Raw genomic sequence first — 21,404 nt, forward strand, 5'->3', positions numbered from 1 at the left:
TCCCGAACTCAGAAGTGAAACCTCTTAGCGCTGATGGTAGTGTGGGGTTACCCATGTGAGAGTAAGTCATCGCCAGCTCATTAATTCAAAATCCCCCTAGCTTAAACAGCAGGGGGATTTTTTTATGGGTAAAATTTATCTGGGCTTCCTCATCTTGTTTAAGGTCGCTTTTGATTTTTTGCTGTTCCTTCCTGCTTCTATTTAAATAAATGCCTCATCAGCCAGCGCATAGAACCCAATTTTTATCTAAAAATTAAAGCTAACAATTTAAATCCATATATATCCCCAGATTCAGCTAAAATCTTAAGATCAATATGATCAAATTACGATTCTAAGAGCACTTTATGAAACTGAATTCATTCTCTCCGATCCCTGAAGATGATGATGAGCTACATCTTCCTGAAATTGTATATTGGGCGTCACTGGGTGAGTTGGAGCAGGTACAGCAAGCCTTACAGCAAGGTGCAGATGCCAATGGTAGTGATGAGGAAGGCTATAGTGCCTTGCAGGCGGCGGCAGAAAATGATCATCTGGACGTGGTGAAACTGCTGATGAGCAAAGGGGCGGATATGGAGCATCGTAGTCCACATACAGCGCTGGAACTTGCTGAAATGGCAGGTAATGAGGAAGTGGTGGCCTATTTAAAGCAGCTCAAAGGGCTTGCTTAATTTCCCGATTCTGATAAAAGAAACCTCATCCGAAGATGAGGTTTCTTTTATGGAGGCGATTAAAAATCTTTAGGTTTCAGCTTCCAGTTCTTGCACAATCGCCTGGTTAAATGCAGGAATATCATCTGGATTACGTGAGCTGATCAATACCCATCCACCGGTATTGCAGCGATGGACTTCTTCATCGACCCATTTCGCGCCGGCATTTTCCAGATCCAGCTTGATGGTTTTATAAGACGTCAGGTTTTTATCGCGAATCCGTTCGGCATTAATTAAAACCCACGGACCATGACAGATTGCGGCAATCAGTTTACCTTGATCGGTAAAGTGCTGGATGATTTTATGCGCTTCGGGGTTGATCCGCAGCGTATCGGCATTGACCGTTCCACCGGGAATGACCAGTGCATCGTAATCTTCCGGATTGACCTTATCTAGCGTTGTTTCCGGTTCGGTACTTAGACCGGGTTCTTTATCAGTCTTGACCGTTTGAACTTCTTTTTGTTCTTCTGCTGCATGTATGGCTTCAATGCCTTTAGATTTCAAATATTCAAAGGGTTTGATCAGCTCATCTTGCTCCACACCCTGATTGGACGTAATGAATAATACTTTCTTTGGCATTTTCCCATCCTCGTTTCGTGAATTCTTTTGCTACGTTAACAACTGAGGCTCAAGGCACTGTATTGGTTTTGACGGGAATATGTAATTGCTTGGCAATGATGTAAAAAAGCCCCATCAGGAGCTTTTAAAAAATCGCAGGATAAAAAGGTTTATAGTGCGCCTTTTAAATCATTTTGATGCTGTTTAACCTGTTTGGCATAACGTTTGCCTTGGCGTTTCATCTTCCAGCTGGAATGATAACCGGTAGGACCAACATTATAATAAGCTAGGGCTTTAGGCCAGCTGCCGGCTTTCGTGTTATAGCGATTTAAAATGTAAGAACCACATTGAATATTGGAAGATTCATCAAACAAATTACTGCCACAGCTTTGCTGCCAATAACGCGGAATGACTTGGGTTAAGCCCACCGCACCAGCCGGTGATACCACATGACTGCGGTAGCTGGATTCCTGGCGAATCAGCGCGGCCAGTAACAGTGGATCAATTTCATAACGTTCTGCATGTTGCACAATCATCGGCGCAACACGGTTAGCGGTGTCAGGTGCAACCGAATAGGCTTTTTGGATCCCGACTGAAAGTTTAGCGGAACGTTTGGCAACGGAGCCGCCCCCTAAAGGTGAGCAGGCAATCAGGCTAAGGGCACTGAGGCCAATAAAAGAGGTTTTCAATAATAATGGGATGGTCAGTTTCATTTTAAAATCAGAAAAAAGCAGTGATGCTGCACCAGATTAGCCAGTGCTCGCGAATATGTTTTAAGGATGTTAGTGAGCTGGGCGATATCCGTCAAGCCAACGGCGGCCTGGAACCGCCGCTGTTTTGTTAAGTTTTCGCTCCAATACTACGTGTTTGAAATATCTTTAGAGTGCATTGGAAGATCATGTTTCTATTTATTGTGCTGTTCATGTTGATGTCACTATGCAACTTTTAGGGTATAAAGCGGCTTTCATTGCATAATCTCTTATATACTTAGATGGTTGAAAATAAAAATATTTATTGGGTAGTTGCATGTTAGAAGTGATTGCACAGTTGTGTGGCGGGATCGGTTTGTTCCTGATTGGAATGACCTTAATGACAGACAGTCTGAAAGAGATGGCTGGGGAGTCATTGCGTTTATGGCTGTCTAAATTTACAGGTTCACCGATTAAAGCCATTTTTTCTGGCATCGGCCTGACTTTGGCTGTGCAATCCTCAACGGCAACCACATTGGCCACCATTGGCTTTGTGAGTGCTGGTATTCTGACTTTTAGTCAGGCCATTGGTGTGATTATTGGCGCCAATGTTGGCACCACCAGCACCGGTTGGATGGTGGCTTTTTTGGGGGTTAAATTTTCCATTGCCCATATTGCCTTGCCACTCATTGGGTTGGGGGCGATCTTTAAATTATTCAGCCGTGGGCGACTGTCTTTATTCGGTTTAACTATTGCCGGTTTTGGCCTGATTTTCTTTGGGATTGACTTGCTGCAGGTGGCAATGTCCGGTTTTGCCGAGCGGGTTGATTTATCGGTTTTTTCCAATAACTCTTTCACCACACAGTTGATTTTAGTGCTGGTCGGGCTGGTGATGACCGTGCTGCTGCAATCTTCCAGTGCAGCCATTACTGCGACCTTGGCCGCTTTAGCCAGTGGTGCGATTGATTTGTCCCAAGCCTTAGGTCTGGTGATTGGACAAAATATTGGTACGGTGGCGACCGCGATTCTGGCAGCCATGGGCTCGACTGCCAATGCCAAACGCACCGCAGCCGTGCATGTGGTGTTTAACGTGATTTCGGCCGTGTTGGCTTTTATCTTGTTGAAACCGGCTTTTTTGTGGCTGGCGGAACATTCACAGGTCGGCACTTGGGATGATGTGATTATTGTCGCTGCGTTTCATACCGCCTTTAGTGTGCTGGGAACCTTATTTTTATTGCCCTTTTTAAAACAGTTTGAACAGTTGATTGTCGGTTTAATTCCAGACCGCACCCCTTCAATTTTATGTTATCTGGATCAGGCCAGTTTTTCGGTGCCGGCTTTAGCGATTAATGCCGCTTCTAAAGTGATTTATTGGTCGATTGGGCATATCCTGATTTTGCTGAAACGCGCGATTCAGGAAGGTCGTTTGCCCTCCAATAGCGAATTACAGCAACTGGATGAAATCTTAAAACGGGTGCAGCAGTATCTGGAAGATTTATCGGTTAGTGAAAATGAGCTGGATCAGCAGCGTTTAATGGCGATGCTGCGCCTGATGGTGTATTTACGTGTGCTGCGCAGCGATCTGGAAGCGGTGGAACATGCCGAGCATATCCGCACCCAGCCGACTATTTATCAGATGGGGCTGGATTATATTCATGTGCTGGACAATCACTTTCAGTATGTCGATGAGTTTAACCGTCTGACCGAAGTGGCATCTTTAAATCGTGAGCTGTTAAACCTGAAACAATGGGTGGAAGAGCAGCGTGCCGAAGCGCGTGAAAAAGTGATTGAATATGCCACGGTGCAACATCTGAGTGCTGCGCGCAGTCTGGAATTGCTCGCCGCACAGCGCTGGCTGGACCGTTTGATTGCGCATACCCAGCGTTTGGCCAATGTCTTGCAGGAAACCGAGAGCATGCTGGATGATGTGGAAAAGCGGAAATATCATGCTGCCACTCAATAGCCTAAGCTATATAGTGATTAACTTCTGCAGCAGAAGCTTTTATACTGCGAGGAGGTTTATCACTGGGCAACTAAAATGACACCGGCCTGTAAAATTTTAAAATCCAATAAAATTGACTATAGCATTCATGAATATGAGCATGATCCGAACGCCAAAAGTTTTGGGCTGGAAGCAGCGGAAAAGCTGGGTTTAGCGCTGGCCGAAGTATTTAAAACCTTATTGGTAACTGATGATAAACAGTATTATGTGGCGATTTTACCGGTGCATGTGCAGTTAAATTTAAAGAAAGTTGCTACCGCGGTGGGCTGTAAAAAACTGCATATGGCAGAGCCTAAAGATGCCGAACGTTTAACCGGTTATCTGGTTGGCGGAATTAGCCCGATTGGGCAGAAGAAACGTTTAAAAACTGTGATTGACCAGAGCGCGCAAAGTCTGGCAAAAATCTATGTCAGCGGTGGCAAACGTGGACTGGACATTGGTTTAAAGCCGGATGATCTGGCCCGGGTGTTAAATGCCCAGTTTGCCGATGTGGTGGATGAGTCTTAATCTGCACTGATTTTATTTTAGCAGCGGATTCAGTTATAAAAACCGGACCACGCCATGAATCAGGGCAGGTCCAAAAATCACCATAAATATGCCAGCCAGTACCATACTTAAGCAGGCGGCCACACCTTCTTCACGATGGCGCATAAAGGCTTTAGAAGTACCAAAACCATGCGCGGCATTACCTAAGGCTGCACCTTGAGCAAAATGTGAATTCAGTTTGAGTGCGAGTAAGACGGCATCTGCCATAAAACCGCCGGCAAAGCCGGTCATCATGGTGAACAGGATTACCAGTTCAACCGAGCCGCCCACCTGTGTACTTAACTCCATCGCAAAGGGTGTAGAGATAGAGCGCGCCATCAGGCTATATGTGGTTTCCTGATTTAGCTGAAACAGCTGCGCCAGATAAAAAGCACTGATAATGCCGACACACATACCGATCACAATACCCATGCTGATGGCCAGCAGATGGCGTTGAATCAGCGCACGATATTCATAAATCGGAATGGCAAAAGCCACCGTGGCTGGCCCGAGCATCCAGACAATCCAGTGGCTGTACTGCATATAGCTGTTATAGGAAATCCCGAAATAGAGCAGCACGCAGATTAATCCAGCCGGAACCAGAATAGAGGGTAAAAACAGCAGCACCGGATAACGACGATACAGCTGTTTGGCCACGATATAACCCAGCAGGGTGAAGATAAAGCACAGGCTTGCGATCAGGTTCATCTTAATCTCCTGACACATATGTGGTATTGTTGGTATTTTTCCTGAGCCGCTGTTCCAGTTTAAAACCCCAGCACACGCTATAGGCTGTGGCGACCATTACCGCACAGGTGCCGAGCGTAATCGAGAGCAGCAGTTGCCAGCCTTGGCTCAGCAGTAAATCCAGATCATTGATAATGCCGACCACACAGGGAATAAACAGCAGCATCAGCTCGGCCAGCATAAAATCGGCGCCTTGCTTGATCCATTGCAGTTGAAATATGCCACTTAACAGCGCCAGCAGTAACAGGATCAGGCCAATCACACCCGCTGAAACCGGCAGCTGTAATATCTGTTGGATCAGCGCACCGAGCCACCAGATCAGGATTAGCAGCGCAATTTGTATGCTGAGGACGGCAACACGGGAAAGTGACCACATCGCTGAATTGCCCTAAAGGTTAAACACGACTGTATTTTAGATTTGACCTACCAAGATGATTATGAATAATGAAAAAATAATTATGCCTATTGGGAATGATGGTGGATTTAAAAAGCCTGAAAATACTGGTCAAGCTGGTGCAATTGCAAAGTTTTACCCGGACTGCAGATGCTTTGTGCCTGACCCAGCCCACAATTAGCAAGGCCATTCGGGGGCTGGAAGATGAGTTGGGCACTGCGCTGTTTCATAAAGGTGAAGCTGGGCGTAAACGTGAAGTGCAATTGACTTACCTGGGCGAGCAGATTTATCAGCATGCGCTACAAATGCTGCAACTGGAGCAGGCGATTTATGATTCGGTGGCGGAAGTTCATGCGCTAGAACGTGGTAAATTGACGCTGGGTTTGCCGCCCTTGGGTTCGGTGCTATTAAGCCGGTTAATTGCCAAGTTTCATCAGCAGTATCCGGCTATTGAACTGAGCTTTTTAGAGGTAGGCGCCAGCGGGATTGAAGCTGCTATTCTGGATAAACAGATTGATGTCGGGATTGTACTCGGCCATTTAAAACCGGTATTGGGCGGAATTCCAATTATGGATTCGCCACTGTGTTTGTTATCTGCCCGGAATTCTGCATGGCAGGGACGTGAAACGGTATCGTTGCTGGAACTGAAAGATGAGTCTTTTTTACTGTTTGCCGACAGCTTTACTTTAAACCAGATGATTTTGCAGGCCGCACAACAGCTGGGTTTTGAACCGAAGATTGTCTGTAAAAGCAGCCAGTGGGATTTTATTGCCAAAATGGTGGATTCCGGCGTGGGGATTGCGCTGTTGCCTCAGGTTTATTGTGAGCAGTTGCCTGCCGAGCGTTATCAGATCAGCCGTTTGTGCCAGCCTGAGCTGAACTGGACCTTGCGAATGGCCTGGAATACGACAGTCGCCATGAGTCCGGCCACCCGGGCCTGGTTAAGAATTATTGAAACGCATCCTGATGAGATTCATTTCTAAAGTAAGAATTAAAGGATTATCGTGTGAAATCAGATTCATCTATAGCGCTAAACCTCTGAACAGATGAATCTTCCTCCAATTACAGGCAATTCGCCGGTTTGGGAATACCGGCCAGACGGCTTAAATGCCGCGCCACCAGTCCGGTGTTAAAACGCTCTTGCAAGAGGGCATTATTAATCTCAGGGCTGACCGTTTTCATCAGAAACTTGATTAACGGGCGAGTCGCCGGAGAATGACCAAACTGCTGATAAAACTGGCGCACAGCCTGCAAAATTTCAAAATGCCAATCTTCCAGTTCCAGCTCCAGGCTTTTGGCCAGCTCTTGCGCTACAGTTTCATTCCAGATGGTGTAATCGACCAAATGACCATCTTGGTCCAGTTCAAGATTCATAACACACTCAAAGCTTGTTTATTTTAAAGAGATACAACGGCTATAAGCCAGACACAGCTCGGCAAAGGTAGCATAGTTTAAACTGTGCAGATGGGCAGGCAATGGCTGGACCAGCAGCTCTAGATCATGCTCCAGTGCAAACAGGGTGCCGCATTGCTGACAAAATGGGTGATCAATGGCCAATACTGCATCACCCATCAGCACCACTGCATCGCCTTCACTATACAGACGTGAAACTTTGTCCAGCATGGCCGGGGTAGTATGGAAGCCGGATTGCAGCAGATATAAAGTATTTTGTGACATAACAGATTCCTTCCGGCTTACCAGTACAGCACGTGGTCAAAACGCTGGATAAAGTCCGCATTCAGTTCAATAAACTCGATTTCCTGCTGCGACTGGCTGACATAAGCTGAATGTTGATGCTGGTGTTCTACCAGAATCGGGCTTAAATCATAAAACTCAAAACTTTCGACCATATTCGAGGCCAGCTTGAAGGCGTGTTTGAGCTGGTCAAAAGCCAAATCGCTTTTGAGCAGACTTAGGGCAGCATCCTGTAATAACACTTTGACTTCACAGCCAAAAGTGGCCAGTACCATAGTTGCAGACAGGCTTTCATGTACCTGCTGGCTGCTTAAATTGGCCTGGCTTAAAATGACGAGTACAGTTTTCACACAATTTACCTTTTAAATGCAACAAATTCTCAAATAGAACCACTTAGAATTGAAGAAGGCGATCTGCAGATTGCACTGCATCGGCAAGTTCGCCCAGACCAACCAATTCAAAGCCCGCGGCTAAATTGTGTTGATGAAGTTGATGACGTTTGGCATTGTCCTGATCGGTAATCCCGCGTAACAGTGCCGCACTGACACAAACCGGCAAACGAATCGACAGTTTTTGCCATTCCGATTTTAACTGTCGCTGATCATCGGGTAGCCATTGTAAATCGTTAGCGACCATAACAGCGTCCTGATAGAAGAACACCCGGAAATCTTCATTCTTGCTCTGCAAGGCTTGAGCCAGACCCAACGCATGCCAGGCATGAATTGAGGTTGGCGCGGAGGTAATTAGTAATAAGGTACTCATCAAAATTCACTAATGAAATGTTCCCGCAACACAGGGGGCATTCAGACTTCATAAGAAAAAGGTAGTATACAATGATTTTAGTGACTGGTGGTTTAGGCTTTATAGGCTCGCATATTGCATTAAGTCTGATGGCTCAAGGGCAAGAAGTCATTATTGTCGACAATTTATCCAATGCCAATTTACAAACCTTAGAACGACTTGAATATATTTCGGGCATGTATGTGCCTTTTGCCAAAATTGATATTCGTAACACCCCGGCCTTAAATAAAGTCTTTGAACAGTATTCGGTCGATGCAGTGGTGCATACAGCCAGCTTTAAATCGCTGGAAGAATCGGTCCTGAAACCGCTTGAATATTATAATGATAATGTCAGCTGTATCATGAGTTTGCTGCGTGCCATGCAGCGTACCGGGGTACGTGTGCTGGCGCATTTATCCAGCTTAACCGTGTATGGTCAATCCAGCCTGCAACTGAAAGAAGATCTGCCATTTCAGTATGCCTATCCGAATCCGTATATCAAATCTCAGCAGATGGCTGAGGAAATTATTCAGGATACCTTTAAAACTGACAATGAATGGAAAATTGCCTTATTGCGTTTGGGTAATATTGCCGGTGCCTTTGAACATGGGGTACTGGGTGAAATGGTACCGCCACTGCCAAAAAATATTGTACCCCTGGCGATGCAGGTCGGGGCGCGGCAACGCGAATTTATCGAGCTGCGTAAACAGGCCCAAACTGAAGACAAGACTGTTGAACGTAGTTTCCTGCATGTACTGGATTGTTGTGAAGCGGTGTCTTTAACCCTGCAATGGCTATTCCAGCAACAGCATGTTTGTGAAGCCTTTAATATTGCCGGCGAGGCGATTTCCATCCAGCAGCTGTTAAATGAAATTTCGAGCGTCACCGGTACCGAAATTAAAACGGTCGATGCTGATGTATATCCCTATGCTGAACTGGATCAGGTCGCGGCCGATATTAGTAAAGCCAAAGAGGTACTAGGCTGGCAACCGAAACGCTCGATTCAGCAGATGCTAGAAGATGAATGGCGCTTTTATCAGCATACCTTGCGCGGGCAATGATATATCTAAATATGATAATAATTATCATTTATAATTTTATCCGCCTGACCTAAGATGACTATATTCGCCATAGCCGCTGCCTCAGGGCAGCGTTATAACAGCATTGAGAACAGCAAGAATAGATAGAGGTTGAGTATGCAAACACGTATCGAACACGACACCATGGGAGAAGTTGAAGTCCCGAGTGAGGCCATGTGGGGTGCACAGACTCAGCGCAGCTTACAGAATTTTAAAATCGGGCAGGAACGTTTACCTCGTCCCATGATTCGCGCCATGGGCTTAGTGAAAAAAGCCGCGGCCATGACCAATGCAGAACTGAACCAGATTCCTCAAGAGCTGTCGCACTATATTGTTGATGCAGCTGAAGAAGTGATTGAAGGCAAATGGGATAGCCAGTTTCCGCTGGTGGTATGGCAGACTGGTTCGGGCACGCAAAGCAATATGAACTGTAATGAAGTGATTGCCAATATTGCCAACCAGAAACTTGGAAATCCGCTGGGCGCGCAAAAGCCGGTTCATCCGAATGACCATGTGAACCGCGCCCAATCAACCAACGATTCTTTTCCAACCGCGATTCATGTCGCTGCCAGTTTACAGATTAGTGAACTGCTGATTCCGGCAGTGACCCGTTTAAGAGATACCTTGCAGGCCAAAAGCGACGCCTTTGCCGATATTGTGAAAATTGGCCGTACCCATTTACAGGATGCAACACCTTTAACGTTAGGGCAGGAATTTAGTGGCTATGTCTCGCAGCTCGATCATGGTTTGAAACGTTTGCATCAGGCCCTGGACGGTTTATATGAACTGCCGTTGGGTGGCACCGCCGTAGGAACCGGTTTAAATGCCCATCCGGACTATGCTGAAAAAGCCGCACAGCAACTGGCCAGCCTGACCGGTTTGGCTTTCGTTACTGCGCCGAACAAGTTTGAAGCTTTGGCTGGACGTGATGCTGCGGTATTTGCTTCCGGTGCCTTAAAAACTCTGGCTGTGAGCTTAAATAAAATTGCCAATGATATACGCTGGCTGGCCAGTGGGCCGCGCTGTGGTTTTGGTGAAATCCGCATTCCGGAAAATGAACCGGGTTCAAGCATTATGCCGGGCAAGGTCAATCCGACCCAGAGTGAAGCCATGACCATGGTGGTGGCGCAAGTGCTGGGTAATGATACGACAATTAATGTGGCTGGGGCTTCAGGGAATTTCGAGCTAAACGTATTTATGCCAGTGATTGCCTATAACCTGTTACAGTCGATTCAGTTATTGGGAGATGCCTGCAACAGCTTTAACGATCACTGCGCTGTCGGAATTGAACCGAACCGTGACAAGATTGATCATTTCCTGCATAACTCGCTGATGTTGGTGACAGCACTGAATCCGGTAATTGGTTATGAAAATGCTGCCAAAGTCGCGAAAACGGCCTATAAAGAAGGGAAAACCTTAAAACAGGTGGCGGTGGAGCTGAATCTGGTCACTGCTGAACAGTTTGATGACGTGGTACGACCAGAAAATATGGTTTCACCGAATGCGAAATAAGTGTTGCATCTACCGGGATGGAATATGAGCAGCCATCCCGGTGGGCTAAAAAATCTTGCTTCATCACAACTATTTTTCCATCAGAACCTGTGCATGAAAGTGCAAAGTACCTATAAAAGAAAACCCAACATATGGATTGCTATATGCTGGGTTAGTTTGCGCTACTTAGTTATTACAGGCCATCTTCTCGTTTTTAATGACCTTGACTGCATCATAAGCCCTGAATGTGACAATAAAAAGAATTGCTAAAATTCTGGAAAAGAAATGTGAAGTATCTAGCAAAAATTGGATCTAAATACCACATAGATATTTAAAATTTATGAAATTATTATGATTTAATTTAGGAAAATGAATATAATTCAGGCCGCTGGGAAGCGTATCTCATTTCTTTATTGACTCTTTTGAAACTCTTTTTGCTTATGAATTTTAAATTATTGGGGGCTGCGGCTCTATTGGCGGGTTTAACCAAAACTGTAGTGGCAATGCCGTTTGATCCTTTAATCGGGACATGGAAAGTGATTGATGATCGAACCGGGTATTATGTGTCGGAAATTGTGATTCGTAAAAACTCCAAAACACAGCAGTATAGTGCAGTAGTGAGCAAGCATTATCCGGCGGCGGGAGCGGTGAATCCGGACGTTTGTGGCAAATGTGAAGGGGCTTTAAAGAACCAGCCGATTTTTGGTATGGAAGTGCTGAAAGGCATGACCGGCAACCATAAGCAGTTTAAGCAAGGTCAATGGCTGAATACCCAGGATGGCCGTACCTATACCATTGAAGCGCAATTGAATGATGCTAAAGACCAGATGAAAGTATTTGGTAAAGCGCAACAGAGCAATACAACCAGTGCCATGACCTGGAAAAAGCTCTAATGACCTCTGGTTGTTGAGCGGGTTCTAAAAACCATTTAACTTCGTGTTAGATGGTTTTTCTTTTTTAAGAATCTAAGAATTCAAAATATTTCAATTCCCCCATTTTTCTTCCTCTCAATTGAGTTGCTGCATTTTCTCGATCTGCCAGAAAAACCAGAATAATTTTTTAAATAGACATAAAGTTATGTTATAACATAACACTTTTTAAAAGGGGGCTCGCATGAAATACAGCACACTCATGACTTTAATTTTATTGGCGATGCAACAGGCACAGGCTGAAGAGCCGATTACAATTCTGGAACCACTTATTTTTCAGGGGGATGATACTGACAAGAATCTGAATATTGCACTTAAAGAACGCATTGAAACAGCCAATACCTTGGGCGATGCTGTTAAACATATGTCTGGCGTGCAAAGTAGCGCATTCGGTCCCAATTCGGGGGCACCAGTGATACGCAGTTTGAGCGGTCATCGGGTCGGGATTCTGGAGAATGGTCAGGCGATCAATGGAATGAATGCTATCAGCGGTGATATTAATATTCCATTTGATCCACTATTTACTAAAAGCGTGACCGTACATAAAGGGACCAATACTGTACGTTATGGCGGACAGGCGATTGGTGGTTATGTGGATATAGATTCGGGCATCATTTCAAAAATGCTGGAAGAGAAAAGTGCCAATGTCGATGTGGTATATAAAAAGGGCTTTAACGATTTTAGCGGGCATGGTATTCGCATTAATGTCAATAATCAGGAAAATCTGAGCACCAATATCCAGTTTTCTACCCAACAGATTTCATCTTATAAAATTCCCGGAAAGAGCAAAGCAGCCGTCTGTGATACAGCGATTATCTCGGAGCGAGGTGGGATTGATTCTGCTTTGGCAAGCGCCTGCCAGCGCGATGCCAGAATTGAACAGGTCTTTAATAAGGCACATCATCAATATTTAAATAAGCATGTTTTAGAAGATATCGCGCAGAATCCTCAGCATTTTTATGATTATTATGATGGCTTGGAGTCGGCCAAATATACTGATCAAGCGGTTTTAACCCGCTATGTGAATGGCGCCTACCGGGAATTTATCAATGATCCCAACCCGGATTATGTGCCCAATACGCCAAAATATGTGGAAAGCCGAACCAATCAGGATGTTACGCCCAATTATCAGAAAAAACTGGGCAATAGCTATGCCAGAAATGAAAATATGGCAATCGGGAGTACCTACTTTTTAGACAATGGCTATATCGGAATTAGTGCCGATTATAAAACCAGTGATTATGGTGTGCCGGGTTTCTCAATGGAAAATAAATCTTTCCAGAGCGCTTATGATGATAGCTTGCCGGTCACGGTGCAGATTAAACAGAACCGTTTTGCGGTTGATGCGTTACTCAGGGACCCACTGCCTGTACTTGATCATCTCCAAATTCAGGCATCAAAATTATCCAATCGCTCGGGTGAATATATTGGTGCAAGCAAAGCCAATGAATATCAGTTTGATAGCCATGCTGCCGAACTGGTACTAAAGCAGATGCCTTATAAAAATTTGAGCGGTGAAATTGGCACTGCTTTGAATGTACGTGATGTTAAGGGTTCAGGAACACAGCGCTATCTCCCTAATGTCAAAACCACGACCCAGGCAGTATTTATCCAGGAAAAATTGGACTGGGAGCGGTTTTCAGTGGATGCCGGTTATCGCCATGAAAATGTTCAGCATGAGATTCAGGATCAGAGTTTTAAACTGGCGCGTAATGCGGCCAATAGCACCCTACAAAATAAATCCTTTGACCTAAATAGTTTTTATGTCGGTTCGAATTTTAAAGCGACTGATTATCTGGACTTTAGGCTGCAATATTCTAAGTCAGAACGGGCTCCTGAAATTAATGAACTGTATGCCAGCAATCCGCATTATTCGGTTATGACGCAGGAGGAAGGCAATCAGGCATTGAACAAAGAAAAAATGCAGGGGCTGGAATTAATCACGCATGTGAACTGGGATGCTGCGAATATCGCTGTAGCTTTATATCAAATGGATTTTGAAGATTATTTTTATTTGTCGCATTCCGGTTCATCCATGAGAAACCGTTTACCGCTGAAGTACTGGAAGCAAACCGATACTAAAGTGAATGGTTTTGAGGTGGATATGAACTACACTTTTGATTTAGACCATTTTGGTGAGGTACAGGTCGGTGGTTTTGCCGATCTGGTTAAAAATAAGGCCACTAATCCGGAAAGTTTGCGTTTAAGTAATGATGGCGTGTATTTGCCGAATATGCCGACCAATCGTTATGGTGCCCACATTGAATGGACACGCGCCGATTGGTCAGCGCGTCTGGCAAGTATTTATTATGATCAACCGAGATATTTAGGAAAAAATGTGTCAGAGGAAGTGCCATTACCGGCATATAACCTGATGGATCTGGATATTCGTAAAAAAGTGACTTTAAAAAATGCCAGTTTTGATGTGTTTATGAATGGATCAAACCTGCTGGATGAAGAGGCACGTCCACATAATTCGTCCCTGAAATATATTGCGCCGTTACCGGGCCGCGCTTTTCAGCTGGGTGTGACCATGCATCTTTAAGGGTGGGATGATCTGAATATTTTCCTTGAATACATTGGTAGGTGGACTGCTTGATGTATTGAGATGGAGACATTAGATATTCAGGTTAGGCCTCTTGAAGATGCTTAATCTGAATATTGAGGAGAAGCGAGCTATTGAATTATATGCGAGAAGCAATTGAATATAATAATTCTTGACGCAGGTCGGCATTGGTCTCTAAATCAAATAAGGTTTTATAAAATTGTTGATCTGTTTCATTTTTTTGATGATCCACAATTTTTTTAAGCTGGTATCGGTATTCAATATGCCCTGCATGAAATATATTTACGTTAAATCCCCATAATATTTGTGTGTAGTTCGGGGCAGATGAATCTAATTTATTTAATTCATGTTGATAAAGAGATGCAGCAGCTGAGTAGCAATCTTTAATTAAAGAAGAAGGCTTATTTAGTGTTTCCATTAACATACATTGAAAGTTTTTTATGTTAGGTTGTTTGTTTTGAGCCAAAATTTCTTCTGTTAATGTATAGGCTTTCTCAATATCTCCAATTCTAAGGTACGAATTCATTAAAAGCCGATAACGTTCTTTTTCAAGATTGATTTGCTTCAACTTGGGAATAATAGATTTAAGTTTCTTTAAGGTTTCTGTTTCATCATCAATATTTTGAAATTCTAAAATTATAGAGTTGTATTCTTCGATAATGAGTTTACTTTCAGAACTGAGTTCTGGACTAGCTTTTGAACCAGAAGTGTTCTCAATATAATTATTAGAAGGACTGTTACAGGCAGTTGTTAAACTGAGTGTTGTAAAAGATATGAATAGTGGAAGGATAATATTTTTCATAAAGAGATTATCTTCGGTAAAAGTGAATTTATGTTTTTTATAAGAAGAGATTAGGTTCACAAAACCAGCTTTGTCATTAGGTTTGCAGTATAGCTCAACTCCGGTTTAACAACTATGCGTTGAATATTGGGTTTTGGTGGTTTTTCTTAAATTGCACTTTACAATGACAGCGAGGCAGTCGATTCGAGGTTGAGGATGCCTCCGAGTTTTGAATACTATTAAACTTATCTTAAAATTATAATAATTTTCTATTAGGGTCTGTTGACATTTCATAATGGTAGCCAAATAAAGATACAAGCTAAGGCAACAGAATTTTCATAGCTTTGCTTTAGCTTGTCATAGCGTGTGGCAATTCCTCTAAATTGCTTTAATCTAGCAAAGGCATTCTCAATTAAGTGCCTGATTTTATAAAAATACCAATCCACATGATCATTATTTGAAAGCGTATTGGATTTCTTGGGAATATTAGCTTGAGTCCCCGTTTTTTCTATCTGTTCTCTCAAGGATTCAGAGTCATACCCCTTATCGGCACAGAGAATTTCTGTCTCATTCAGGTCTATGCTATTAATTAATTTCGGTGCCACTTTTACATCATGGGTCGTACCATTCTCTATCAAAAACTGAACAGGGTTCCCATGAGAATCAACTGCCAAATGAATTTTAGAACTGTTTCCACCGATACTTTTTGAAATAGCCTGATCCTTGATTCCTGTAGCATGCTGATGGGCCCTCACATGGCTAGCATCAATAAACACCCACTCTAGATCAGCATCAGATGAAATTAACTTAAATATTTTTAATAACTTATTGTCTTTCGACCACCGGGAAAATTTCTTGAATATGGAGTTTGGCTTTCCGAAGGCAGCAGGTAAATCCCGCCACGGGCAGCCTGTACGGATTCTATAAAGAATAGCTTCAATAAAATTTCGAAGATTTTGTTTGAGATAAATACGAAAATTACGGAAAATGTTTTCTAACTTAGACCAGTGTTGATCAGTCAACATTGTACGAGGCATAGCGAGGAGTAGATTTGGTTTGGCGATTAAATTCTACTTTTTCGCTATTTTTTTTGCACAGTAAATGTCAACAGACCCTAACAATTCATTTAAAACGGCTTGGGTTGGCTAATTTTTGGCATAAAATATGTAATATTATGCAAATATATAAATTATAAATTTATATATAATTTTCAGCAGAATCTATCGCTGTAGTTTCTTTTTTTACTGCCTCCTCCTCTAGGGAGGCATTTTTTTGAGGAGAAAAATTATGCTCCATCTTCTATTCACTTTATTTGGCCTGCATGAGGTGACTGAAATCGACTACCTGCTCGATGAAGAAAGGAATGAAACGTGTAGCAATGGTTTAGATCAAGAGTATTAACAGCGCTCATCCCTATTGCTTCTTTCTCTTGGTCAAGACCTAAAAAGCTCACCCACTGGTGGGCTTTTTTATGGCTTTATACATTGCTCCGGAAATTACAATCTGTACAAAAAATGATCAAAATTGAATGTGAAAGCTACAAATTTGAATGATAGTTTAAATCCAGATCTTCCAATAGGTGAGGTGAGCAATGAAACTATTAGCTTTGATTGGTGTAGGACTTGCAGCAAGTTATTGTTATATCAATATGAAGAACAAAAACTTAAGTCTGTCTAATCTGGATTTCGATGAAAATATCCATAAAGTCGTTATTCAGAACTTTTGGGTTTAGTGGGTAATTTTTTATTTAGATTATCGAAATAGGATAATTTAATTGAATATTAATTTTTATGAGTGTCATATTATGACAACTTTTAAAATTTCTATTTATATAAAATTTGTATCAGGGCTAGCTTCTGATTTTCTCCCATCTCCGTCCTCCAGAACAGGAGGCAGATTATTAAGAGCAGAATATTATGATCCAGTTCCTTCTTTGTCTGTTTAGCTTTCATGGCGCAACTGAAGTCGAATACACAGGTGATGATGAAGAAATTCGGCGCTGTCAGGATTGTCTAAAAGAGCGTGAATAGGCGCTATACCCGCATCCATAGAGCATAGAAAAATTGCCGGCTTGGCTTAGAACGGATCTTTTTTGACTTTTTTAATTTCAAGGGCAATCAAGATTGATGCAAAAACAAGCAGTCCGCCAATGATCAATAATAATGAATCATTTGCCTTGAATCCAACCCAGAAACTCAGGCCACTGCTGACTACACAGCTTAACAGTAGAACAATTAAAATTCCGTATTTCACGATACATCTCACATTAATTTTTTTAATCCCGTGATGATATACCTGTACTATGAACCGCTTGTGAAAGGAAAAATATAGGTGTAACTGGACGGTCACGGTATGTGCAGTTTTGTGACCGCTGGGAGATGAGAAGGTTTTTTTAATACTTACTTGCTACTTAAGTCAACACACGCCAAGCGTTCACGATGCAGAGGATGATTAAGGAAAGGCAAAGGTAGAACACAAACTCGCTGCTCGTCGCGCTGGCCTGATCAAGCCTGTAGTAATAGAGAATAAAAACTAAAAATAGGATCGCAATAAGAAAAAGCATCGTTATTTTTTAAGTCTGAGATATCTCAGCATAATAGATGAGAGTGCATTGAAGGCAAACAGTGTGTCATTTTAATATGGAGTGTTCGTGCTTATTGAACTACTAACTACTAACTAGATGTTGATTAATATAAGATTCAAACTCAAGAACCCAATAAAGAAAAGAACCATCCATTAACCTTGAATCAATGTTCTTAAAAAGAATTACAAGCCGTCGAACCGTTTAAAGTCATTCTTATAGATTGAAGAATTTTAGAGCTAAAGCCATCCTCATGTAGACGTATGGCTTAAATAACATTGAATAAGATGTCATAATTGCTAAAATGCGATTCGTTTTTTATTACAGTTTTACAGGCTAAGAAATAAAGCTTTGTAAAACAGCAATCTAACTAGGAAAATTTTCAATGCTTGATATCTATTTAACGGATGTTCAGAAAAAGGTGCAATTTACCGATTATCCGGGTGAGCATCCTGTTAAATTTATTTTAAATTTTAAGAAAATTTTCCCAAGTGTGATGGAGCTGCTGCTGCCGGTGCTGCCTGAAAATGAAAACCTGGAAGACATGACCTGGGAATCAACCACGGCAGATCTGGAATTATTTAAATTGCTGCTCAGTGGTTGGGGCCTGATTGAGCTGCGTTTAAATGCTATTGCGAAATATAAAGATCGCGCTTTTGCAGACCGTTTGGTGAAGCAAGCACAGCAAAAACGTCAGGACTATAAAAAATCACAAAGCCAATTGGCGACGGTAGAGCTGGACTATCTGTTTATGCATGAAGTTCATGCGCAAATTGATGCAGAACTGGTCGAGCTGGGTGAAAAATTCTATTTACCGACCCTACGTGAATTGTGGCAGGGTAAAGTGGCGGCCAATGTCTTGAATGCACAATTCTAAACGGCATCTGCATTCTAGAAGTATATAAAAAATCCCCCTGTAATAAACTACATGGGGATTTTCTTTAGGAGGTAGATATTTAAAACCTGCTTTCCATCATCCGGTTTTAAAACCAGTCGCTGTGCATCGACAGGCAAGTATCATCAAATTCACTCAGTAATTTGGCCTGATGTTCAATTTCCGGTAATTCCCAGCGAATAAAATAGCGCGCCGCTTGCAACTTGCCTGCTAAAAATTGCTGATCTTCTGCCAACTCAGACTGGCCAAACTGCTGTTGCGCCTTGTTGGCCATATCCAGCCATAACCAGGAAATAATCACTTTAGCCATCATATCTAAATACAGTGCAGAATTGGCCAAAGCCTCATTGGTTTGACCTTGCATAAGCGCCTGTCCCAGTTTTTGTGTGGTGCTTTGTACCGTAGCCAGATGTTTGCAGAATTTGCTAGACAGATCCAGAATGGCCGGATGCTGAATCTGTTCCAGCGTGGTGTTGATGCGTTGCATTAGCAGATTTAAGCCTTTGCCATTGTGCTGCCATAATTTACGCCCGAGTAAATCCAGTGACTGAATACCAAAAGTGCCTTCATGAATCGGATTTAAGCGATTATCCCGATAATACTGTTCTACCGGATAATCACGGGTATAGCCGGCACCGCCAAGTACCTGAATTGCTAGATCATTGGCTTTCGGACCATAGGCAGACGGGAAGGATTTGACCACAGGCGTGATCAGGTCGAGCAGAATGGCGCTATCTTCCGAGCCACCCGCCTGATGTTCATCAATCAGTCGCGCGGCAAACAGGCACAATGCCAAAGCTCCTTCTACATAGGCCTTTTGCGCTAACAACATCCGTTTCACATCGCTATGTTCAATAATATTGACCGGTTTGCTGTCGCTATTTTTTTCACTGGCCAGTCGGCCTTGCGGACGGTTTCTGGCATATTCCAGCGATTCCAAATAACCGCGATAACCGATCATCGCGGCGCCCAGCCCAACACCGACACGCGCCTCGTTCATCATTTTGAACATATATTTCAGGCCCTGACCAGCTTCACCAATCAAATAGCCTAAGCATTGGTTATTTTCACCAAAATTCAGCACAGTCGATGTTGTCCCGCGATAGCCCATTTTATGTAACAGGCCAGCCAGTTTGACATCATTGCGTTCACCCAGCGTGCCATCTTCATTGGTCAGGAATTTCGGCACAATAAACAGGGAAATGCCTTTGACACCTTGTGGCGCATCCTGAATCCGCGCCAGCACCAGATGCACAATATTTTCAGTAATGTCCTGATCACCCCCAGAAATAAACATTTTCTGGCCTTTAATTTTGTAGCTGCCATCAGCTTGTGGAATGGCTTTGGTGGTCAGATCACCCAGAGAGGAACCGACATTCGGCTCGGTCATGGCCATGGTGCCGGAAAAGCGGCCATTGAACATCGACGGGACAAAGGTCTGTTTCTGCTGCTCGGTACCGAAGGCCTGAATCAGATTCGCTGCGGCGGCGGTTAAAAACGAATAAGCCACGGTGGCAGGATTGGCCGACATAAAATAGGCATTGGCAGCCATATTAATCAGTGTGGGAAGCTGCATACCGCCCTGATCATAATCATGCTGGGCACATAACAGACCGGCCTGGGCAAACTGTTGCCAGGCCTGTTTCACTTCGGCAATGGTATGTACCTGAGTACCATCAAAATGCGGTTCTTGCGCATCGCCTTTGGCATTGTGCGGGGCAAAATAGTCTGCTGCAATGCCGCGCGCCGTATCTAAAATACTGTCGAAGGTGGCTTTGTCATGTTCCTGATAACGTTCCAGCTGGGTCAGCTGTTCGGCTGAAAATACCTGATAGAGTAAAAAATCCAGATCTTTTTGATTGATGAGTGCGGTCATGGGATGCCGTTACCTGTTTTTATTGATTGCTCTTAGCTTAACAAGACTTGTATTGGCAGATAAATTGTCAATAATGACACTCAAGGAGCTAAAAACGACATTTGGGAAGAAAGCATGAAGCGGGTTTTTATTCTGGCCTATGATGGTGCACTGGCTTCGGCCATAACCGGTGTGGCGGACTTATTCAGTCTGGCCGGCATCAGCTGGAACCGGATTCAGAAACAGGATATTCAGCGCCTGTTTCAAGTACAGATTGCCTCGCCACAGGGAGAAACGGTGCAATGCAGTAATGGTTTACGCATTGAGGCGCATCTGGCCCATAGTGAAATCCAGCAAGCCGATTTGCTGGTGATTCCGACTTTGGCTGGTTCCATCGAGCAGATTCTGGAAAAAAATCAGTTGCTCATGAATGTTCTGCAACAGGCCGATCAAGCCCAACGCCTGATTGCCGGAAACTGTACCGGGAATTTTTTTCTGGCAGAAGCCGGAATTTTAAAGGGCCGCAGCGCCACCACGCATTGGGGTTTTAAAGATCAGTTCCAGCAGCGCTATCCGGAGGTCCATTTGCAGGCGGATCGCCTGATTACCCAGTCCGATCATGTCTATTGTGCCGGTGGCGGGTTGGCCTGGTTCGATTTGGGGCTACATTTAATTGAACGTTTTTATGGCTTTGAAATTGCCATTCAGACGGCCAAATCCTTTGTGCTGGATTTTCGCCGTGACAACCAGTTGTCCTATTCCTTGATGCGTATGAGCAAGCCACATCAGGATGGTTTGGTAAAAGAAATCCAGCATTGGCTGGAGCAGCATTTTAGTGAAAACTTGAATATGGAAGATGTGGCGGCGCGCTTTAATATCAGCCCGCGCACGCTCATTCGCCGTTTTAAAGCAGTGTTAGATGTGGCGCCGAGTCAGTATGTGCAGGCTATTCGTATTGAAGCTGCGCAAAAACGGCTGGAAGAAACCGAGCAGCCGATTGACCGGATTATGCAAATGGTGGGCTATGAAGATCCGAGTTCATTCCGGCGTTTATTTCGCAAAAAAACCGGCCTGACCCCAATGGAATACCGCCAGCGCTTTGGCCGGCGGTTTTAAGCGTATTGCTTTCG

General features: G+C 43.6%; 21 protein-coding genes. 10 read left to right on the forward strand and 11 right to left on the reverse strand.

Annotated elements, in window-relative coordinates:
• Positions 1–344 precede the first annotated feature (344 nt).
• A complete protein-coding gene (locus FTT89_RS09345) occupies positions 345–668 on the forward strand; it encodes an ankyrin repeat domain-containing protein (RefSeq protein WP_005178280.1) in 324 nt (107 codons plus the stop codon).
• Between the two features lie 69 nt (positions 669–737).
• On the opposite strand, the gene FTT89_RS09350 is transcribed toward FTT89_RS09345, so the two are convergent.
• Together FTT89_RS09350 and FTT89_RS09355 are read right to left on the reverse strand one after the other, a co-directional pair.
• Complete coding sequence (locus FTT89_RS09350; RefSeq protein ID WP_180007083.1) at positions 738–1,286, reverse strand: type 1 glutamine amidotransferase domain-containing protein; 549 nt, start codon at positions 1,284–1,286, stop codon at positions 738–740.
• Between the two features lie 149 nt (positions 1,287–1,435).
• A complete protein-coding gene (locus FTT89_RS09355) occupies positions 1,436–1,978 on the reverse strand; it encodes a lytic transglycosylase domain-containing protein (RefSeq protein ID WP_005178276.1) in 543 nt (180 codons plus the stop codon).
• Between the two features lie 313 nt (positions 1,979–2,291).
• Here FTT89_RS09355 and FTT89_RS09360 point away from each other — a divergent pair, with 313 nt between their 5' ends.
• Entirely contained in the window at positions 2,292–3,917 is a 1,626-nt protein-coding gene (locus FTT89_RS09360) for a Na/Pi cotransporter family protein (RefSeq protein WP_160241262.1), read from the forward strand.
• 75 nt (positions 3,918–3,992) lie between these two features.
• Positions 3,993–4,463: a Cys-tRNA(Pro) deacylase gene (ybaK, locus tag FTT89_RS09365; protein WP_005178272.1), complete on the forward strand. Its 471-nt coding sequence runs from the start codon at positions 3,993–3,995 to the stop codon at positions 4,461–4,463.
• Between the two features lie 33 nt (positions 4,464–4,496).
• On the opposite strand, the gene FTT89_RS09370 is transcribed toward ybaK, so the two are convergent.
• Both FTT89_RS09370 and FTT89_RS09375 read right to left on the reverse strand, forming a co-directional pair.
• The gene (locus FTT89_RS09370; protein ID WP_168414702.1) at positions 4,497–5,189 is read right to left on the reverse strand and encodes an LrgB family protein; all 693 of its coding nucleotides are present in this window, start codon (positions 5,187–5,189) and stop codon (positions 4,497–4,499) included.
• Position 5,190: 1 nt separating this feature from the next.
• Positions 5,191–5,604, reverse strand: coding sequence for a CidA/LrgA family protein (locus FTT89_RS09375; protein ID WP_180007085.1), 414 nt, complete (start codon positions 5,602–5,604; stop codon positions 5,191–5,193).
• Between the two features lie 101 nt (positions 5,605–5,705).
• Here FTT89_RS09375 and FTT89_RS09380 point away from each other — a divergent pair, with 101 nt between their 5' ends.
• Complete coding sequence (locus tag FTT89_RS09380; protein WP_034597704.1) at positions 5,706–6,605, forward strand: LysR family transcriptional regulator; 900 nt, start codon at positions 5,706–5,708, stop codon at positions 6,603–6,605.
• 79 nt (positions 6,606–6,684) lie between these two features.
• On the opposite strand, the gene FTT89_RS09385 is transcribed toward FTT89_RS09380, so the two are convergent.
• From FTT89_RS09385 to tusD, 4 genes are read right to left on the reverse strand one after another with little or no spacing between them, the layout of a single operon-like run.
• Positions 6,685–6,996: a TusE/DsrC/DsvC family sulfur relay protein gene (locus FTT89_RS09385; protein WP_005178263.1), complete on the reverse strand. Its 312-nt coding sequence runs from the start codon at positions 6,994–6,996 to the stop codon at positions 6,685–6,687.
• Between the two features lie 18 nt (positions 6,997–7,014).
• Positions 7,015–7,299 carry a DsrH/TusB family sulfur metabolism protein gene (locus FTT89_RS09390; protein ID WP_016658053.1) on the reverse strand — a complete coding sequence of 95 codons (285 nt, stop codon included), beginning with the start codon at positions 7,297–7,299 and terminating at the stop codon, positions 7,015–7,017.
• A 17-nt stretch (positions 7,300–7,316) separates the two neighbouring features.
• A complete protein-coding gene (locus FTT89_RS09395; RefSeq protein ID WP_005178260.1) occupies positions 7,317–7,667 on the reverse strand; it encodes a hypothetical protein in 351 nt (116 codons plus the stop codon).
• A 43-nt stretch (positions 7,668–7,710) separates the two neighbouring features.
• Complete coding sequence (tusD, locus tag FTT89_RS09400; protein WP_005178259.1) at positions 7,711–8,079, reverse strand: sulfurtransferase complex subunit TusD; 369 nt, start codon at positions 8,077–8,079, stop codon at positions 7,711–7,713.
• A gap of 71 nt (positions 8,080–8,150) precedes the next feature.
• Here tusD and FTT89_RS09405 point away from each other — a divergent pair, with 71 nt between their 5' ends.
• From FTT89_RS09405 to FTT89_RS09420, 4 genes are all read left to right on the forward strand, one after another.
• Positions 8,151–9,158: an SDR family NAD(P)-dependent oxidoreductase gene (locus FTT89_RS09405; protein ID WP_075167041.1), complete on the forward strand. Its 1,008-nt coding sequence runs from the start codon at positions 8,151–8,153 to the stop codon at positions 9,156–9,158.
• Between the two features lie 135 nt (positions 9,159–9,293).
• Complete coding sequence (gene fumC, locus FTT89_RS09410) at positions 9,294–10,688, forward strand: class II fumarate hydratase (protein WP_180036387.1); 1,395 nt, start codon at positions 9,294–9,296, stop codon at positions 10,686–10,688.
• A 419-nt stretch (positions 10,689–11,107) separates the two neighbouring features.
• Positions 11,108–11,560, forward strand: a complete 453-nt coding sequence (locus FTT89_RS09415; protein WP_104487297.1) for a DUF2147 domain-containing protein — start codon at positions 11,108–11,110, stop codon at positions 11,558–11,560.
• Positions 11,561–11,780: 220 nt separating this feature from the next.
• Entirely contained in the window at positions 11,781–14,141 is a 2,361-nt protein-coding gene (locus FTT89_RS09420) for a TonB-dependent receptor (RefSeq protein ID WP_180061889.1), read from the forward strand.
• A gap of 139 nt (positions 14,142–14,280) precedes the next feature.
• Here FTT89_RS09420 and FTT89_RS09425 read toward each other — a convergent pair whose 3' ends face one another.
• Both FTT89_RS09425 and FTT89_RS09430 read right to left on the reverse strand, forming a co-directional pair.
• A complete protein-coding gene (locus FTT89_RS09425; RefSeq protein WP_168381814.1) occupies positions 14,281–14,964 on the reverse strand; it encodes a hypothetical protein in 684 nt (227 codons plus the stop codon).
• Between the two features lie 269 nt (positions 14,965–15,233).
• Positions 15,234–15,980, reverse strand: coding sequence for an IS5 family transposase (locus FTT89_RS09430; RefSeq protein WP_180108544.1), 747 nt, complete (start codon positions 15,978–15,980; stop codon positions 15,234–15,236).
• A 1,929-nt stretch (positions 15,981–17,909) separates the two neighbouring features.
• On the opposite strand from FTT89_RS09430, the gene FTT89_RS09435 reads away from it, so the two are divergent.
• On the forward strand, positions 17,910–18,401 hold the full coding sequence (locus FTT89_RS09435; RefSeq protein WP_104471392.1) for a hypothetical protein: 492 nt from the start codon (positions 17,910–17,912) through the stop codon (positions 18,399–18,401).
• Positions 18,402–18,507: 106 nt separating this feature from the next.
• On the opposite strand, the gene FTT89_RS09440 is transcribed toward FTT89_RS09435, so the two are convergent.
• Entirely contained in the window at positions 18,508–20,295 is a 1,788-nt protein-coding gene (locus FTT89_RS09440; protein ID WP_168400113.1) for an acyl-CoA dehydrogenase, read from the reverse strand.
• A gap of 114 nt (positions 20,296–20,409) precedes the next feature.
• Between FTT89_RS09440 and FTT89_RS09445 the strand changes: the two genes are divergently transcribed.
• Positions 20,410–21,390 (forward strand): GlxA family transcriptional regulator, encoded by a 981-nt coding sequence (locus tag FTT89_RS09445; RefSeq protein ID WP_180006465.1) that lies wholly within the window; start codon positions 20,410–20,412, stop codon positions 21,388–21,390.
• The last annotated feature ends 14 nt before the right edge of the window (positions 21,391–21,404 follow it).

The organism is Acinetobacter sp. YH01025, from assembly GCF_013420185.1.
Taxonomy (GTDB): Bacteria; Pseudomonadota; Gammaproteobacteria; order Pseudomonadales; family Moraxellaceae; genus Acinetobacter; species Acinetobacter indicus.

Coding starts and splice junctions, on each gene's coding strand:
- FTT89_RS09425 (WP_168381814.1), bottom strand. CDS start 14,964: ATGAAAAATATTATCCTTCCACTATTCATATCTTTTACAACACTCAGT.
- FTT89_RS09420 (WP_180061889.1), top strand. CDS start 11,781: ATGAAATACAGCACACTCATGACTTTAATTTTATTGGCGATGCAACAG.
- FTT89_RS09350 (WP_180007083.1), bottom strand. CDS start 1,286: ATGCCAAAGAAAGTATTATTCATTACGTCCAATCAGGGTGTGGAGCAA.
- FTT89_RS09435 (WP_104471392.1), top strand. CDS start 17,910: ATGCTTGATATCTATTTAACGGATGTTCAGAAAAAGGTGCAATTTACC.
- ybaK (WP_005178272.1), top strand. CDS start 3,993: ATGACACCGGCCTGTAAAATTTTAAAATCCAATAAAATTGACTATAGC.
- FTT89_RS09415 (WP_104487297.1), top strand. CDS start 11,108: ATGAATTTTAAATTATTGGGGGCTGCGGCTCTATTGGCGGGTTTAACC.
- FTT89_RS09360 (WP_160241262.1), top strand. CDS start 2,292: ATGTTAGAAGTGATTGCACAGTTGTGTGGCGGGATCGGTTTGTTCCTG.
- fumC (WP_180036387.1), top strand. CDS start 9,294: ATGCAAACACGTATCGAACACGACACCATGGGAGAAGTTGAAGTCCCG.
- FTT89_RS09390 (WP_016658053.1), bottom strand. CDS start 7,299: ATGTCACAAAATACTTTATATCTGCTGCAATCCGGCTTCCATACTACC.
- FTT89_RS09405 (WP_075167041.1), top strand. CDS start 8,151: ATGATTTTAGTGACTGGTGGTTTAGGCTTTATAGGCTCGCATATTGCA.
- FTT89_RS09370 (WP_168414702.1), bottom strand. CDS start 5,189: ATGAACCTGATCGCAAGCCTGTGCTTTATCTTCACCCTGCTGGGTTAT.
- tusD (WP_005178259.1), bottom strand. CDS start 8,079: ATGAGTACCTTATTACTAATTACCTCCGCGCCAACCTCAATTCATGCC.
- FTT89_RS09345 (WP_005178280.1), top strand. CDS start 345: ATGAAACTGAATTCATTCTCTCCGATCCCTGAAGATGATGATGAGCTA.
- FTT89_RS09375 (WP_180007085.1), bottom strand. CDS start 5,604: ATGTGGTCACTTTCCCGTGTTGCCGTCCTCAGCATACAAATTGCGCTG.
- FTT89_RS09385 (WP_005178263.1), bottom strand. CDS start 6,996: ATGAATCTTGAACTGGACCAAGATGGTCATTTGGTCGATTACACCATC.
- FTT89_RS09445 (WP_180006465.1), top strand. CDS start 20,410: ATGAAGCGGGTTTTTATTCTGGCCTATGATGGTGCACTGGCTTCGGCC.
- FTT89_RS09355 (WP_005178276.1), bottom strand. CDS start 1,978: ATGAAACTGACCATCCCATTATTATTGAAAACCTCTTTTATTGGCCTC.
- FTT89_RS09440 (WP_168400113.1), bottom strand. CDS start 20,295: ATGACCGCACTCATCAATCAAAAAGATCTGGATTTTTTACTCTATCAG.
- FTT89_RS09430 (WP_180108544.1), bottom strand. CDS start 15,980: ATGCCTCGTACAATGTTGACTGATCAACACTGGTCTAAGTTAGAAAAC.